This is a genomic window from Metallococcus carri (genome assembly GCF_011440275.1).
Taxonomy (GTDB): domain Bacteria; phylum Actinomycetota; class Actinomycetes; order Actinomycetales; family Dermatophilaceae; genus Metallococcus; species Metallococcus carri.
Window position 1 is genome coordinate 328,602 of the sequence record NZ_JAAOIV010000003.1, and the last position, 15,885, is coordinate 344,486.

At 70.9% G+C, this 15,885-nt stretch carries 14 protein-coding genes; 3 read left to right on the forward strand and 11 right to left on the reverse strand.

Annotated elements, in window-relative coordinates; all coding sequences use genetic code 11:
• Positions 1-47 precede the first annotated feature (47 nt).
• Positions 48-443 (forward strand): NUDIX hydrolase, encoded by a 396-nt coding sequence (locus tag G9U51_RS06270; protein ID WP_166194785.1) that lies wholly within the window; start codon positions 48-50, stop codon positions 441-443.
• Here the strand turns inward: G9U51_RS06270 and G9U51_RS06275 are convergent.
• The 4 genes from G9U51_RS06275 to G9U51_RS06290 are packed head-to-tail and all read right to left on the reverse strand — an operon-like array spanning position 440 to position 4,714.
• A complete protein-coding gene (locus tag G9U51_RS06275) occupies positions 440-2,041 on the reverse strand; it encodes an alpha/beta hydrolase (RefSeq protein ID WP_166194788.1) in 1,602 nt (533 codons plus the stop codon). The two genes, G9U51_RS06270 and G9U51_RS06275, sit on opposite strands and share 4 nt — an antisense overlap.
• 11 nt (positions 2,042-2,052) lie before the next feature.
• The gene (locus tag G9U51_RS06280) at positions 2,053-3,204 is read right to left on the reverse strand and encodes a DNA polymerase III subunit delta' (RefSeq protein ID WP_166194791.1); all 1,152 of its coding nucleotides are present in this window, start codon (positions 3,202-3,204) and stop codon (positions 2,053-2,055) included.
• A complete protein-coding gene (gene tmk, locus G9U51_RS06285) occupies positions 3,201-3,839 on the reverse strand; it encodes a dTMP kinase (RefSeq protein WP_166194794.1) in 639 nt (212 codons plus the stop codon). The genes G9U51_RS06280 and tmk overlap by 4 nt, the downstream gene beginning before the upstream one ends.
• A gap of 32 nt (positions 3,840-3,871) precedes the next feature.
• The gene (locus G9U51_RS06290; protein WP_166194797.1) at positions 3,872-4,714 is read right to left on the reverse strand and encodes a hypothetical protein; all 843 of its coding nucleotides are present in this window, start codon (positions 4,712-4,714) and stop codon (positions 3,872-3,874) included.
• Between the two features lie 122 nt (positions 4,715-4,836).
• Between G9U51_RS06290 and G9U51_RS06295 the strand changes: the two genes are divergently transcribed.
• A complete protein-coding gene (locus tag G9U51_RS06295; protein WP_166194800.1) occupies positions 4,837-6,180 on the forward strand; it encodes a serine hydrolase domain-containing protein in 1,344 nt (447 codons plus the stop codon).
• A gap of 54 nt (positions 6,181-6,234) precedes the next feature.
• Here the strand turns inward: G9U51_RS06295 and G9U51_RS06300 are convergent, their stop codons facing one another.
• From G9U51_RS06300 to G9U51_RS06315, 4 genes are all read right to left on the reverse strand, one after another.
• Positions 6,235-6,936: a hypothetical protein gene (locus G9U51_RS06300; RefSeq protein WP_166194803.1), complete on the reverse strand. Its 702-nt coding sequence runs from the start codon at positions 6,934-6,936 to the stop codon at positions 6,235-6,237.
• A 113-nt stretch (positions 6,937-7,049) separates the two neighbouring features.
• Positions 7,050-9,779 carry a type I DNA topoisomerase gene (topA, locus tag G9U51_RS06305; RefSeq protein ID WP_166194806.1) on the reverse strand — a complete coding sequence of 910 codons (2,730 nt, stop codon included), beginning with the start codon at positions 9,777-9,779 and terminating at the stop codon, positions 7,050-7,052.
• Between the two features lie 96 nt (positions 9,780-9,875).
• Positions 9,876-11,375, reverse strand: a complete 1,500-nt coding sequence (locus G9U51_RS06310; protein ID WP_456238027.1) for a DUF7059 domain-containing protein — start codon at positions 11,373-11,375, stop codon at positions 9,876-9,878.
• Positions 11,372-11,722: an STAS domain-containing protein gene (locus tag G9U51_RS06315; RefSeq protein ID WP_166194809.1), complete on the reverse strand. Its 351-nt coding sequence runs from the start codon at positions 11,720-11,722 to the stop codon at positions 11,372-11,374. The genes G9U51_RS06310 and G9U51_RS06315 overlap by 4 nt, the downstream gene beginning before the upstream one ends.
• A 101-nt stretch (positions 11,723-11,823) precedes the next feature.
• On the opposite strand from G9U51_RS06315, the gene G9U51_RS06320 reads away from it, so the two are divergent.
• The gene (locus G9U51_RS06320) at positions 11,824-14,112 is read left to right on the forward strand and encodes a DEAD/DEAH box helicase (protein WP_166194812.1); all 2,289 of its coding nucleotides are present in this window, start codon (positions 11,824-11,826) and stop codon (positions 14,110-14,112) included.
• Here G9U51_RS06320 and G9U51_RS06325 read toward each other — a convergent pair.
• Genes G9U51_RS06325 through G9U51_RS06335 form a run of 3 tightly spaced genes read right to left on the reverse strand, consistent with a single transcriptional unit; the run spans position 14,095 to position 15,862 of the window.
• A complete protein-coding gene (locus G9U51_RS06325) occupies positions 14,095-15,072 on the reverse strand; it encodes an alpha/beta hydrolase (RefSeq protein WP_166194815.1) in 978 nt (325 codons plus the stop codon). The two genes, G9U51_RS06320 and G9U51_RS06325, sit on opposite strands and share 18 nt — an antisense overlap.
• The gene (locus G9U51_RS06330) at positions 15,069-15,524 is read right to left on the reverse strand and encodes an Rv3654c family TadE-like protein (RefSeq protein ID WP_207948061.1); all 456 of its coding nucleotides are present in this window, start codon (positions 15,522-15,524) and stop codon (positions 15,069-15,071) included. Before G9U51_RS06330 ends, G9U51_RS06325 begins: the two co-directional genes overlap by 4 nt.
• On the reverse strand, positions 15,521-15,862 hold the full coding sequence (locus G9U51_RS06335) for a TadE family type IV pilus minor pilin (RefSeq protein WP_166194818.1): 342 nt from the start codon (positions 15,860-15,862) through the stop codon (positions 15,521-15,523). Before G9U51_RS06335 ends, G9U51_RS06330 begins: the two co-directional genes overlap by 4 nt.
• Positions 15,863-15,885 lie beyond the last annotated feature (23 nt).

The window sequence follows — 15,885 nt, forward strand, 5'->3', positions numbered from 1 at the left end:
CGGCCCGGCGTGCGTCCGAATCGAGCGGCGGCCTACGCTCGCTGGCTGTGGAGCACCCCGTCATCGTCGTCAGCGCCGTGCTGTTGCGGGACGCGCGGGGCCATGTGCTGACCGTCCGCAAGCGCGGCACCGACCGGTTCATGCTGCCGGGCGGCAAGCCCGAGCCGGGTGAGACGCCGGCCCAGACCGCGGTGCGCGAATGCCAGGAGGAGCTCGGGCTCGACCTGGACCCCGCGCGCCTGGTTGACCTCGGCGTATGGCGGACCTGGGCCGCCAACGAGCGCGACCACCGGCTCGAGGCGTCGGTGTTCGAACACCCGAGCGTGCCGGTCGAGCAGGTCGCCGCCGAGCTGGAGGAACTGCGCTGGCTGGACCCGGCCGGTGACCTGCCGGACGACCTCGCGCCGCTCACCGTCGAGGTCGTCCGCGAGCACGTCCGCTAGCAGGTCTTCCCGTCCGGCGGCACCGTGCCGTTCACCAGGTAGGCGTCGACGGCCTGGTCGACACACCGGCTGGCGCCGCCATACGCGGTGTGGCCGTCGCCGTCATACGTGATCAGGTGCCCGTTCTGCAGCTGGGAGGCGAGATCCTTGGCCTGGGCGTATGGCGTCGCCGGGTCCCGCGTGGTGCCGACGACCACGATCGGGCCCGACCCGGCGGCGGTGATCTTCTTCGGCGCGCCGGTCGCCTTGACCGGCCACTGGCCGCACATGATCCCGCCCCACGCGAGCATCCGACCCCACGTGGGCGCGGTCTTGGCGAAGCTCGTCGCCTCCTGCTCGTAGTGGCCGAGGTCGGCGGGTGCGCTGCGGTCCAGGCAGGAGATGGCGTTGATCGCCTGCATGGTGTTGCCGTTGTAGGACCCGTCGGGATTGCGATCGGCGTATTCGTTGGCGAGCATCATCATCGGCTTCGCGTCACCGTTGAACGCCTGCCGGAAGGCGTCGGTGAGGTCGGGCCAGCGCCAGATCGCATACATCGCATCGGCGATGCCGAGGGTGGCCCAGCCCTCGGTCAGCTGGGTGACACCGCCCTGACCGGAGACCGGCATCGGCGTGGCGTCGAGCTGCTTCAGCCAGGACTGGATGCGGGTCATCGCCGCGTCCTCGGTCGAGCCGAGCGGACAGTTGCCCTTGGCGACACAGTCCTTGACGTAGGCCCGGGTCGCGGTCTCGAAGCCGTTGGCCTGGCCGAGGCTGGTCTGGTCCGGCGTGAGGTTCGGCGCGACGACACCGTCGAGGACGAACCGGCCCACCCGCTTCGGGAACAGGTCGGCATAGGTCGCGCCGAGGAAGGTGCCATAGGACTTGCCGAGATAGTTGAGCTTGTCGTCGCCGAGTGCGGCGCGCAGCACGTCCATGTCCTTGGCGGCCTCGACGGTCGAGACGTGCCCGAGCAACCCCCCGGCGCGCTGCTGGCAGGCCTGCCCGAACTGCTTGGCCGAGGTGGCGAGCGCCTGCTCCTCACCCTTGTCGTCCGGCGTCGGGTCCGCGCCGAGATAGCTGTCCATGTCCTTGTCGGACACGCAGGTGATCGGGGCCGAGCGCTGCACGCCCCGCGGGTCGAAACCGATCACGTCATACTGCTCGCGCACATCGCGCCCGACCACCTGATCGGCGATCGACGGATCGGCGACCGCGGCCGCATAGTCATAGCCCGAACCGCCCGGGCCGCCGGGGTTGAGCACCAGCGACCCCTTGGTCGCACCGCCCTTGGCCTTCACCCGGTCGACCGCGAGCTGGATCGTCGCTCCGGTCGGTGCGGCGTAGTCGACCGGCACGGTCAGCTTGGCGCACTCGACGTCACCGCACTGCGACCACTGCAGCTTCTGGTCGTAGAACCGGGCCAGCGCCGGGTCGCTCTGCCCGCCGCCGGTCGCGCTGGACGATGCCGGCGACGAACCGCTGGACACCGACGAGGTGGTCGCCGAGGAGGTAGGTGACGCAGCGGAACTCGACGAGGAACCCGATCCGCCGGAACACCCGGCCAGGGCGAGTCCGGCGGCGGCGACGAGGGTGACGACACGCGAAGAGCTCGGCATACCCCCGAACGCTACGTCATCGGTGCGCCGACGGCCTGCAGCGAGATCATCATCGCCTCCAGGGCCAGCAGCGGCGCGACATTGGCCTCGATGCGCTCGCGCGCGGTGCCGATCGCGTCCATCGCCTGCACCAGCGCCTCGGGCGGCAGCGCGTTGGCGAGATCCTGCACGCTCATCCGCAAGTCGGCGTTGACCAGCTCGACCGGGCCGCCCCACTGCACGACCAGCGCATCGCGATAGAACGACAGCAGGTCGACCAGCGAGCGGTCGATGACGTCGCGGGACAACCGGGTCGCCCGGGTCTTCTGGTCGCGTTCGAGCGCGGCGACCTGCGAGCGGATGTATGGCGGCTGCGTGCGTGCCGCCGGATCGGCACCGAGCTGTTCGAGCAGCCGGGCCTTCTCGGCCGCGTCGCGCTCGCCGGTGGAGGAGGCCGACTCCTCCTTGGCCAGGGTGTCCAGGTCGGCGGCTGCCCGCAGCGCGTCGCCCAGCCCACGCAACCCGGCGGGCAACGCGAGGGTGGAGCGCCGACGAGAGCGGGCGCCCTCGTCGCGGGCGAGCCGCCGGGCCAGCCCGACATGGGACTGAGCGGCGCGGGCCGCGACGCGGGCGGTGTCGAGCTCGATGCCATCGCGGCGGTGGAGCAGCTCGGCGACCGCCTCGACCGACGGGATGCGCAAGCGCACGTGCCGGGACCGGCTGCGGATGGTGACGATGACATCCTCCAGCGACGGCGCACACAGCACCCACACGGTGCGGGCGACCGGCTCCTCGAGCGCCTTGAGGAGAGCATCGGCGGCGCGCTCGGTCAGCCGGTCGGCGTCCTCGATGATGATGACCTGCCACTGTCCGACCTGCGGGCTGCGCTGGGCGAGAGCGGCCAGCTCGCGGGCGTCCTTGACCTGGATCGACAACCCCTGGGTGGCCAGCACGGTCACATCGGCGTGGCTGCCGTCGAGCGCGGTGCGGCACTCGCGGCACTCTCCGCAACCGCCCTGCGGGCACTGCAAGGCGGCGGCGAAGGCACGCGCGGCGGTGGACCGGCCCGACCCCGGTGGCCCGGTGAGCAACCAGGCGTGGGTCATCCGGGCCGGGTCGTCGACGGCCCGCTGCAATTCGTCGACCACCTCGGGCTGGCCGACGACATCGGCCCAGACGCTCATGTCGTCCTCACCAGGCCGGCCAACCGGTCGCGCACCGCGGCAGCGATCACCTCGGGCGGCTCGGTGGCATCGAGCACGAGATAGCGCTCCGGCTCGGCCGCGGCTAGGGCGCGGAAGTGCTCGCGCACCCGGCGCTGGAAGTCCTCACCCTCGCGCTCCAGACGGTCCGACTCACGCTGCCGACGCCCTTGTGCCACAACGGGATCCACGTCCAGCAGCACGGTCAGGTCGGGCAGCAGGTCGCGGGTCGCCCACAACGACAGCCCGCGCACCTCGGCTGCGTCGAGCTCGCGCCCGGCACCCTGATAGGCCACCGAGGAGTCGAGATAGCGGTCCTGCACGACCACCGCGCCACGCTTCAGGGCGGGCCGCACCAGGGTCTCGATGTGGTGGGCGCGGTCGGCGGCGAAGAGCAACGCCTCGGCCCGCGCATCGACGTGATCACCGTGCAGCAGCACCTGCCGGATGTCCTTGCCGAGCGCGGTGCCGCCGGGCTCGAAGGTGCTGACCACCTCGCGCCCCTGCTGCGCCAGCCAGTCGGCGAGCAGCCGGACCTGGGTGGACTTGCCTGCGCCGTCGCCGCCCTCGAAGACCACGAAAAGTCCGCGGGCAGCGGCAGGCGAGGCGGACGGCATACGGGACAGGGTAGGCCGCGGGACCGACAGGCTCAGCGGGGCCGCCCGAAGACGCCGAGCGCGTCATACGCGATCCAGCTGCCCTGGTCCTTCTCGATGTCGAGGACGTTCTCGCCGAGCTGCAGGTGCTCGCGGCCGATCGGGTGCTCGAGGTATGCCGGACCCGCGCCGGCTCCCGGGCGGACCGCACCTTCGACCTGCGCGGTCGCGGGCTCGTCGAAGAAGAGCGTGTCGACGCGGGTGCCGTTGAGGCTGACGGTCGCCGAGCCCGCTCGGCTCGGGTGCCGATCCACCAGCCAGAGCGCGAGGTCGACATCGTGGTCGGGCACCTCGTCCAAATCGAAGCGCAACCGGAAGCGGTGGCCCCGCCGGCCGGCCCACGCGTCGTCCGGCCCGGGCTGCAGATAGCTCCACCGCACATCGGCCCGGTCGAGGCCATGCCGGAAGTCGACGTCGCGCGGGAAGGTCGACTGGTAGTGCACGAAACCCGTTGGTGCCAAAGCGAGTTCGAGTCCGCTGCCATCGAAGCTGCCCACCGTCGCCAGAGGTATGCCGGTCACGGTCACCGAGGTGCGCGAGACGGCCGGCTGCGGGGGCGGCAGCGGCGAGGGCAGCACGCCGGCCGGCAGGACCCGGTAGCTCCACCGCTGGGCGAGCGCGCCGAGCCCGCGGTGGGCGAACCGCGGTTCGTCCACGGTGGCCAGGAGGGTGCCGGGGCTGGGACGCCAGTCCCCCGCGGCTCCGCTGACCCCGTGGACCTCGTAGCCGCACACACCCGTTTGGGCTCGCCAGTGCAGCCGGATGATTCCGACATCACCCACGGCCCGCAGCCCCGACTCCGGGAGCGGGCGTGGTTCGACGAAAGGCAGCACCATGGACCGGCCTCCTCGTCACCACTGGTGGTCTGACACCCGATCGTCGGCGACCGAATCGACCACAAGGGAACGGCAACATGACGGGCGCGTGACGTTCCGCGGCCGGGCGTAGGGTCAACCGCATGAGCCGGAGCCTGCCCGACACCGTGGTGACCGCCCTCGATCGCATCTCTCTCGAGGCCCAAAGAGCAAGTCGCACACCGGCTTTCGTCGCCGGGGTGCGCCGTGACGGCAGGGTGGAGTGGGAGACCGCGATCGGGAGCGCCGACCTGTCCGACCCGTCGGTGCCGCTCGACGGTGACACCCAGTTTCCGGTCGCGTCCAACACCAAAACCTTCACCGCGGTGGCGATCATGCAGCTGCGCGACGAGGGCCGCCTCGGCCTGGAGGACCGCATTGACCGGCACCTGCCCGAGGTGGCGCACGGCGCGGTGACGATCCGGCAGATGCTCGCCCACGTCAGCGGCATGCAGCGCGAACCCGTCGGCGACGTCTGGGACACCCTGGTCTTCCCCGACCGCGCACAACTGCTCGACGGCTGGAACCAGGCGGCCCGAGTGCTGCCGCCGCACCGCACCTGGCACTACTCCAACCTGTGTTACGCCCTGCTCGGCGAGGTCATCGCCCGGCTGGACGAACGCCCCTGGGCCGAGTCGATCAAGGCTCGGCTGATCGACCCAATCGGCTTGCGCCGCACCGGTTTTGCCCTTGAGCCGCCGCACTCCGCGCAATATTTCGTGCCGCCCTTCAGCGACGTCCCGGTGCGCGAGCCGGTGCTCGACAAGGGCGCCACCGACGCCGCCGGAGCAATCGTCAGCACCCTGCACGACATGCTCGCCTGGCACGCCTTCCTGCTCGACCCGGACTCCTCGATCCTGTCCCCGGACACCCTCGAGGAGATGCTCGTGCCGCATATCCCGGTCGACGCCGGCTGGCAGTCGGCGTGGGGCCTGGGCTTCCAGCTGGTCCGCAAGGACGACGACATCTGGTTCGGTCACACCGGCGGGCTCCCCGGTGCGATCACCGGCTTCTTCTCCACTCGCGAGCCCGGCCTCAGCGCCGGGGTGCTGATGAACAACACCTCCGCGCTGGGACCGGACGCGACCGCCATACGACTCGGTTCGTATGTCGCACAGCACGATCCGCGCCTGCCTGAGCCGTGGATGCCCGGCACCCTGGAGCCCGCGGATCTGGTCGACCTGACCGGCCGCTGGTTCTCCGAGGGGATGGGCTTCACCTTCGTCATCGCCGAGGGCGAACTGCGTGCGCGACTGGACCGGGCGCCCGACAGCGCGCCATGGTCGCGCTTCGAACGCGACGGCGAGGACGAGTTCCGCACCATCGCCGGCCGCGAGAGGGGCGAGCGCCTCGTGGTGCACCGGGACGCGAACGGCGCTGTGCGACAACTGAATTGGGCGACCTACAAGTTCACTCGCGACCCGCAACCGTTCACCGCCCTCGGCTGAACGAAGCCGGGCCCGCGCAGATCGCGCGGGCCCGGCTCTCGGTGCAGCTGACGCCTACTTCCAGGTCAGCCGGTAGGTGTAGTTGTTGTAGGTGACCGTCGAGGCCTCCTTGCCGGTGACCTGGTAGACGTAGCACGCCGACCCGGTCTCACCGACCTTGAGTTCCTTGGACTCGCTCGAGCAACCCGGCGCGTCGCCATACAGCCGCTTGGCCTTCTGCGAGGAGTCGAAGGTCGGGTAGAGGAACAGACCGTTGACCGTGGTGTTGCTGAAGAACTTGTCGAACTTCAGCGGGGTCACCTCGTAGTCGATGAAGTAGACGGTGCCGTCTTCCTTCTTCAGGCTGGTGCTGCTGTAGACCGAGTCGGGAGCCTTCTTCAGGCTCTTGACGGTCAGCCGGAAGGTCTGCGAGGAGTCGGCGATGACGGCCGGCTGGCCGAAGCTGAAGCTCGCGTCCTTGGCCGACGGGTCGGTCGGGCCGCTGTCGGCGGTCGAGCTGGAGTCAGAGCTCGAATCCGAGCTGGTGTCCGACGAGCTCGAGTCGGAGCTGGTGTCCGACGAGCTCGTGTCCGAGCTGGTCTCCGAGGAGCTGGTGTCCGAGCTGGTCTCCGAGGACGAGGACGACGAGCTGGTCGTCGAGCTGGACGTCGACGACGGCTCGGTGACGGTGTTGTCCGAATTGCAGGCGGTCATGCCGACCGTGGTGGCGGCGACGATGCCGGCAGCGGCCACGCGGCGAATGAGCGAGGTGTTCATGGTGACGTGATTCTCCCTTTGTGTTCCCAGCGGATCGACGGTATGACGGCGTCGTCCCCCTGGCTGGTTCCGCGATCTCCCCAACGTGCGGCATTGTGGCAAAGATCAGGTGGCTATTTCTTCGCCGCTCGCGAGGCCGTCTTCTTGGCCGCCTTCTTCGCGGTCTTCTTGGCGGTCTTCTTGGCCGCCCGCTTGCGGGTGGTCGGGCCCTTCGCCCGCTTCTCGGCGAGCAACTCGAAGCCGCGCTCGGGGGTGATCGTCTCCGGCTCGTCACCCTTGCGCAGGGTCGCATTGGTCTCGCCGTCGGTGACATAGGGCCCGAACCGGCCGTCCTTGACCACCACCGGCTTGCCCGAGACCGGGTCCTGCCCGAGCTCCTTCAACGGCGGCTTGGCCGCCGCGCCGCGGCGCTTGGGCTCGGCATAGATCGCGAGCGCCTCGGGCAGAGTGATGTCGAAGATCTGCTGCTCGGTCTGCAGCGAGCGCGAGTCCGAACCCTTCTTCAGGTAGGGCCCGTAGCGGCCGTTCTGCGCGGTGATCTGGACGGTCTTGGCGTCCTCACCCTCACCCTCGGTCACCTCGCCGACGACGCGCGGCAGGGACAGCAACCGCAGCGCCGTCGCCAGGTCGATCGAGGACAGGTCCATGTCCTTGAAGAGCGAGGCGGTGCGCGGCTTCGGACCGGCCGCCTTCTTGCCCTTCTTGGGCGCGGCGTCCTCGGTCTGGGGCAGCACCTCGGTGACATAGGGGCCGTAGCGGCCGGCTTTGGCGACGATCTCGTGGCCGCTCTCGGGGTCGGTGCCGAGCACCCGGCCGTCGTCGTCGGCCGCGGCCAACAACTCGCGGGCCTTCTCCGGCGTCATCTCGTCGGGGGCGATGTCGTCGGTGATCGAGGCCCGCTTCGGGTCGCCGGTGACCTCGCCGGTCGAGGTGTCGACCTGGAGGGCCTCGACATACGGACCGTAACGGCCGACCCGCACGACGATGTCCTCGCCGATCGGGATGGTGGAGATGCCGCGGGCGTCGATCTCGCCCAGGTCGTCGACCATCTCGCGCAGGCCCTCGGCGGTCTTGGCCTGGTCGCCGAAGTAGAACCGGGTCAGCCAGGCCACCCGGTCCTCGTCGCCGGCGGCGATCTGGTCCAGGCCCTCCTCCATCGAGGCGGTGAAGTCGTAGTCGACCAGGCTCGGGAAATGCTGCTCGAGCAGCTGGGTCACCGCGAACGCCAGCCAGGTCGGCACCAGCGCCGACCCGCGGTTTTGCACATAACCGCGGTCCTGGATCGTGCCGACGGTCGCGGCATAGGTCGACGGGCGGCCGATCCCCTTCTCCTCCATGGCTTTCACCAGCGTCGCCTCGGTGTAGCGCGGCGGCGGGGAGGTCTCGTGGCCCTTGGCCTCGGCGTCCAGCACGTCGAGCTCGACACCTTCGGACAGCTTCGGCAGCCGGCGCTCGGCCGTGCTGTCGTCGGCATTGCGGACCGCGTCGCGACCCTCTTCGTAGGCCGCGAGGAAGCCGCGGAAGGTGATAACGGTGCCGCTGGCGGAGAACTCGGCAACCTTCGCACCGGCCGCGTCCACCGGCACCTCGAGCCGGACGGTCGCGGTGGACCCACGTGCGTCGGCCATTTGCGAGGCCACGGTGCGCTTCCAGATCAGCTCGTAGAGCGCGAACTCATCGCCCCGCAATTCACCGGCCACCTGGGCGGGCGTGCGGAAACGATCCCCGGCCGGACGAATCGCCTCGTGCGCTTCCTGGGCGTTCTTGGCCTTCCCGGCATACACCCGGGGCTTGTCGGGCACGTACTCCGCGCCATACAGGTCCCGCGCCTGCTGACGGGCGGCACTGGTGGCGGCCGAGGACAGCGTCACCGAGTCGGTGCGCATGTAGGTGATGTAGCCGTTCTCGTAGAGGCGCTGGGCCACGCGCATCGCGTTCTTGCTCGACAGCCGCAGCTTGCGCGAGGCCTCCTGCTGCAGCGTGCTCGTGGTGAACGGCGCGCTCGGGCGGCGGGTGTAGGGCTTCTCCTGCACCGAGGTGACCCGCGCGTCGGAGGCCTTGACCGCCTCGGCGAGCGCGGTCGCACGCTGGGAGTCCAGGTGCACGACGCTGGAGGTCGTCAGCCGGCCGAGGTCGTCGAAATCGCGTCCGGTGGCCACCCGGGTGCCATCGAGCGCGGACAGCCGCGCGGTGAAGGCATTGCCCGAGCCGGCCGCGAACTCGCCGTCGATGTCCCAATAGGACGCGGCCCGGAAGGCCATCCGCTCACGCTCGCGCTCGACCACCATCCGGGTCGCGACCGACTGCACGCGACCGGCCGACAGGCCCTGGCGCACCTTGCGCCACAGCACCGGGCTGACCTCGTAGCCGTAGAGCCGGTCCAGGATGCGCCGGGTCTCCTGCGCGTCGACGAGCCGGTCATCCAGCTCGCGGGTGTTGGCGACCGCGCGCTGGATCGCCTCCTTGGTGATCTCGTTGAAGACCATCCGCTTGACCGGCACCTTGGGCTTGAGCACCTGCAGCAGGTGCCAGGCGATCGCCTCGCCCTCGCGGTCCTCGTCGGTCGCGAGATAGAGCTCGTCGGCGTCCTTGAGCAGCCGCTTGAGCTCGGTGACCTTCTTGCGCTTGTCCGCATCGACCACGTAATAGGGGTCGAAGCCGTCGTCGACATTGACCGCGAACTTGCCGTAGGGGCCCTTCTTCATGTCCGCCGGCAGCTCGGAGGGATTGGGCAGGTCGCGGATGTGCCCGACGCTGGCGTCGACGACAAATCCCTCCCCCAGATAGGAGGAGATGTTCTTGACCTTGCTGGGCGACTCGACGATGACGAGCTTGGTGGCCACGGGCGCTCCTTCGATCCCCCGGCGGGTCACGGATTCGTCGTGACCTCGGTGTGCCGGTTCGAGGGAAACGTACCCGAGGCGCTCATGTGACCTGACTCACTCGCCCTCGACGGGCACCAGGAAGCCGCGTTCGACCAGCCCTTGGACGATCGGGCGCTGCTCGGCGAGCAACTCCTCGGCGTCCTGATCGAGGAGGGCGGCGATCGCGGCATACGCCTGGCGCGCGGTGAGTTCGCCGTCGGCGACGCTCACGAAGGCCGCCGTGGCCGTGTCGATCTGGACCGTATGCCGCAGCCCTCCTCCCTGCGTCAGCCGGATCACGCTCGGGTCGGCGGCTCCGGGCCGACCGAAGCGTTCCTCGGTGACATCGGCGGCGACCATCCACCGGGCGTCGAGCACCTCGTGGGTGGCAGTCCACTCCAGGACGCGCAGGCCAGCGTCGATCGTCGGGCCCATCGGGCTGGCCACCGGGCCGCCAACCTCCTCCAGCCGCCGGACGGCCGGCCGATCGGTTTCGGGGCGGCGCAGCGTGATGATGCCGAAGCCGATGCGCTCGACCTCGCGGGCGGCGAAGTCGTCCAGCCACGCGGCATACATCCGCTCGTAGATCTCGCCGGTGCGGTGGCCGCCGTCGCTCGCCCACAGCTCGGCGTATTCGGCCGGGTCCTGGCTGTCGCGCTGGACCACCCACGCGTCCAGCCCGGTCGGCGCGAGCCAGTCCCCCACGACATCGGCCCAGTCGCGCCCGCGCGGCACCTCCCAGTTGCCCAGCAGCTGGGCGATGCCGCCCGGCTGGAGATGCTGCTCGGCCTGCTGCACGACCGTGCGCACGATCGCGTCACCGACCAGTCCGCCGTCACGGTATTCGTACTCCGGCACGCCGGGCGCACGCGGAGTGATGACGAACGGCGGATTGCTCACGATCAGGTCGAAACGCTCGCCGGCGACCGGCTCGAACAGACTGCCCCGCCGCACCTCGACCATGTCGAGACCGTTGATCGAAGCAGTGAATTGCGCTGTGGCACAAGCTCTTTCAGACAGGTCCGTCGCCACGATCTGGTCGCAGTGCTGGGCGAGGTGCAGCGTCTGCACCCCGCTGCCGGTGCCGAGATCGAGGGCGCGGCGGGCTCGTCGGCGCGGCGTCCAGCTGGCCAGCGTGGTGGACGCGCCGCCGATGCCGAGCACGTGGTCCTCGCGCAACGGAGCCCTGGTCGCCACCTCCGACAGGTCCGACAGCACCCACCAGTCGTGGTCCTCGTCGCCATAGGGCCGCAAGTCGTATGCCGGCGCCAGCGCCTCGCCGTCTCGCGTCGCCAAGCCGTGGGCGACGAGCCCTGCAGCGCCGGTCGAGGGCAGAGCGCGGTCGAGCAGGCCGGCCGGCATCGGCATACCGAGGCAAAAGAAGCGGATCAGGACCGACAGCGGCCGATCGTCGTCGGTCGCGCGCAGGGCCGGCACGACCTGCTCGCGGTGCAGCGCCGCGGCAGCGACCGACCCGAGGTGGGCCTGCAGGCCATCGGCGGTGAAATTCGCCGCCCGCAGATCGGCGGCCAGTGTGTCCGGCGCGCGGTCCGGGAGCAGCGTCGTCCCGGTCAGGACGCCGACTTGCTCGCGGCGACCGCGTCCGGCACCGAGTCGGCGATCACGAAGACCTTGTCGAGCCCGGTGATGCCGAGGTTGCGCAGCAGGCGCTCGGCGGTGACAACCAGGGCGAGGTCGCCGCCGGCGGCACGGGCGGCCTTCAGCCGGCCGACGAGCACCCCGAGCCCGGTCGAGTCGATGAAGGGGACACCGGTCAGGTCGAGCACGAGTCGCACATTGCCCTCGTCCTGCAGCCGCAGGATCTCCTCCCGCAGCCGCGGCGCGGTCGCGACATCGACCTCACCGGTCACCGCGAGGACGGCGCACCCGTCGTGTTCACTGGTCTCGAAGTTGAGATCCACGGCTTCCCCCTACTGCGTGAGGTCGGGCAACGGCGCGGCAAACCCTAGCCGGTGTCGGGCGCGTTGTCCCATCCCGTGAAGCGGCTAGCGTGGGTCCAGCCATGCGCACACCCTTCGATCCGACCGAGGCCGTGCGATGGCTGGACGGCTCGGGCACCGGTGCCCTGCGCCATCTGCAGACCCTCCCGGCACGCACCGCCCGCACCACCGACTGGCCGTCGTGGGTGGATCCAGTGGTTGAGACGGCGCTGTGTGGCACAGGGGTGACGCAGCTGTGGTCGCACCAGCGCCGGGTGGCCGACCTCGCGCACGACGGCCATGACGTCGTCGTCGCGACCGGGACCGCGTCCGGCAAGAGCCTGGGCTACCAGTTGCCGGTGCTCACCGCCGTGGTCGAGGGTGCGATGGCGCCGACCGGGAGGGGCGCGACGGCGATCTACCTGTCGCCGACGAAGGCGCTCGCCGGTGACCAATACGCCCGGCTGCACGCCCTGGCCGTGCCGGGCCTGCGCGCGGCGGTGCTCGACGGTGACACCCCGCCGGACGAGCGCCGGTGGATCCGCGACCACGCCCAGCTCATCCTCACCAACCCCGACCTGCTGCACCACAGCCTGCTGCCGGCGCATGAGTCGTGGGCGTCCTTCCTGCGCAAGCTGCGCTATGTCGTCATCGACGAATGCCACCGTTACCGCGGGGTCTTCGGCACCCATGTCGCGCTCGTGCTGCGCCGGCTGATGCGCGTCGCCGCGCGGTATGGCGCCGAGCCCACCCTGGTCTTCGCGAGCGCGACGGTCGCCGACCCGGCTGCACACGCGACCGCGCTGGCGGGGCGCCCGGTGCAGGCGGTGACCGAGGACGGCTCACCACGGCCGTCGACCACCATCGCGTTGTGGGAGCCCGGATCGGTCGACGCCGACGGTGCCCGGCGCAGCGCGGTCGCCGAGGCGGCCGACCTCACCACGACGCTCGTCGAGCATGGCGTGCAGACCCTGACCTTCGCCCGCTCCCGCGTGGGCGTGGAGACGGTCGCGGCGCGGGTGCGCTCGCGGCTCGGGCTGGCGCTCGATGACCAGGACACGGTGGCGGCCTATCGCGGTGGTTATCTGCCCGAGGAGCGCCGGGCGCTCGAAAACGGTCTGCGCAGCGGCCGGGTGCGCGGCCTGGCCGCGACCAACGCGCTGGAGCTCGGCATCGACATCAGCGGACTGGACGCGGTCGTCGTCGCCGGCTGGCCGGGCACCGTCGCGTCCTGGTGGCAGCAGGCCGGCCGCGCCGGGCGAGGCGACACCCCGTCCCTGGTCGTCTTCGTGGCGGCCGACGACCCATTGGACACCTATCTCGTGCACCACCCGGAGGCGATGCTCGGACGTCCGGTCGACGCGGCCGTGCTCGATCCGCTCAACCGGCACGTGCTCGCCCCCCACCTGTCCGCGGCCGCCTACGAGCTGCCACTGACCCGGGACGACGAGCAGTGGTTCGGGCCCGAACTCACCGTGCTGGCCGACGCCTTGGCCGAAGCGGGCATCCTGCGCCGGCGTCCGCGCGGCTGGTTCTGGGACCGGGATGACCGCCCCGGTGATCACGTCCAGCTGCGCGGCGGTGATGATCCCGATGTGCGGATCACCGAGACCCGCACCGGCCGGGTGCTCGGCACCGTGGACGCGGCGCGCGCCCCCTCGACCGTGCATCCTGGAGCGGTCTACGTGCACCAGGGCCAGCCGTATGTCGTGCGCGACCTCGACCTCGCCGACGGCAGCGCTCACGCCGTGCCCGGCGATCCGGGCTGGTCCACCCAGGCGCGCTCGCGCAGCGAGTTCCGCATCCTCGGCAGCGACCGGCATACGGCCTGGGGTGACGCCCAGCTCCATGTCGGCCGGCTGCGCGTCGTCGACCAGGTCACCTCGTTCGTGCGGCGGCTGCCGAGCGGCGAGGTGATCGGTGAGCACCGGCTGGACTTCGAGCCGCGGACCCTGGTGACACGCGGGGTGTGGTGGACGCTGCCCGAGGGTGCACTCGCCGAGGCCGGCGTCGAGGAGGCGGCGTGGCCGGGAGCCCTGCATGCGGCCGAACATGCCGCGATCGGGTTGATGTCCCTGGTCGCCCAATGCGATCGGTGGGATATCGGCGGGGTGTCGACGGCTCTGCATCCGGACACCGGGCAGCCGACGGTGGTGGTGTATGACGGCTACCCGGGCGGCGCCGGCTTCGCCGACCGGGGTTACGCAGCGGCGCAGACCTGGCTCGCGGCCACCGCCGAGGCGATCGCCGGGTGCGCCTGCCGCAGTGGCTGCCCGGCGTGCGTGCAATCACCGAAATGTGGCAACGGCAACCAGCCGCTGGACAAAGCTGGCGCGGTCGCGGTCCTGCGCCGGTTACTGCGCGACGCCTGACCTGCCGCGCGTGACGAACTCGTGCACGGCGTCGTGCAGTTGGGTCAGACCGGGCTGCTCGAGCGGGTAATGGCCGGCGCCGCCGAGCGTCACCCGCTCGACCGGGACCTGCTGGATCCGGCTGAGCACCGGCTCGCTGAGGCGTGCCGGGGTCCACCGGTCCAGCTCCGGCTGGGTCAGCAGCACCGGGCAGGTGGCGAATTGCGCCGGCTCGACCGCGGGCGTGTAGGACATGTAGCTGTGCAGGAAGCGCACGCTCACTCGGTTGGCCGCCGACGTGCGATCAGCCATGAAGACCTTCATCGCCCCGGGGTCGTTGGCGAGGGCGCTCATCTTCGACGGCCAGCTCATCGGCACCTGCAGGCCACCGAGCGGTGAGGCTGCGAGCGGAGCGAGGGCGCCACTCGTCGCACCGAGCAGCGGGAAGCGCGCCGTCTCCCGGCGCACCTTCGGGTCCCGCTGGTCCAGGAAGGTCATCCCGACGATGCCGCTGATGTCCGCGGAGGTCATCCGCGCGGCGACGTGGTAGGCCAGCATGCCGCCCGCGGACAGGCCGAAGAGATAGAGCGGCCGGTCATCGCGCTGCCGCTCGGCGCGCACAAAGTCGACCATCAACTCGACCCAGTCGTCGTAGGTGATCTTCGCCGACGGGTCGACCTGGGTGAGGCCGTAGCCCAGGTTGTCGACCGCGACCGTCTCGATGCCGCTGGCCGCGAGCGGGTGGCCAAGGACCAGCGACATCTGCCGGCCATTGGTGCCGACGCCATGGTGCAGCACGACCTTGACCGGCGACTCGGGCCGGGCATAACGCTCGAGGTGCACCCGGTGGCCGCGCCAGGCCCAGAACTCCTCCTCCGGCGCGGTGCTGTCATCGAGTCGATAGTCAGGCGGCAGGAAGGTCTGCAGGTCGCGCCAGGACTGCTGGTCCCGGTATGACGTCGGCTGGTCGTGACCGGTCATGAGATCGCTCCGATCCTCGGCGGTGGCGGCCCGCGGCGGCTCGTCATCGCGGGCCGCCGCACCGGAAGTTTCCCAGGTTGGCGCCGCGTCGGTGGCCCGGTTGGCTGAATTGGGGGACCGGCTCGCGCGATCGCGATGGCGTCCGGCCAGCCGGGCATCCGCGAGCTCACCGCGGTGGTCACGGTCACCTCGGAGCCCGCCACCCGACAACCAGTCATGGCTGCGCCATTGGCGCGGATGATGGATTCGGCTGCAGCACAGGCGTTTTCGCCAGCAACGAGGCGACCCGCGCCGGCGAGGGCTCCGAGGTCGGCGGCGGTGCGGGCGGTCGTGCTGGCCCGGACCGCAGCGAGCAGAGCCAGCACGGTGAGCAGCAGGGTCACCAGCATCCCGATCAGCCCGGCGGCCACGACGGTGCCCGACCCGCGGTCGCACCGCTCACCCCAGATCACGGCGGCACCCCGCTGCTGTCCTCACGCAGTCCGGTGGCGTCGGCCACCGCGGTCCGGCCACCGAGCACCCACCCACCGGCCCCTCGCAGCGGCACCTCGACCCGGACCCGCACCCGATCGCCCTGCGGCGCCACCCGCCAGGTGGTGCCCGGTGGAGCATTGCGGGCGACCAGGTCGGCGAGCGCACTGGGCGGGTCGCCGCGAGCCGCGGCCCGAGCAACGAGCCGGGCGGTGTCCTGCGCCCGCACGACGCCCACACCCCATTGCACTGCGGTGAGAGCGGCGACCAGCACCAGCACGACAGCGGGCACGGCGGCGGCGAACTCCGCCGAGACCATCGCTCGGTCCCGGCGGAGCCGCC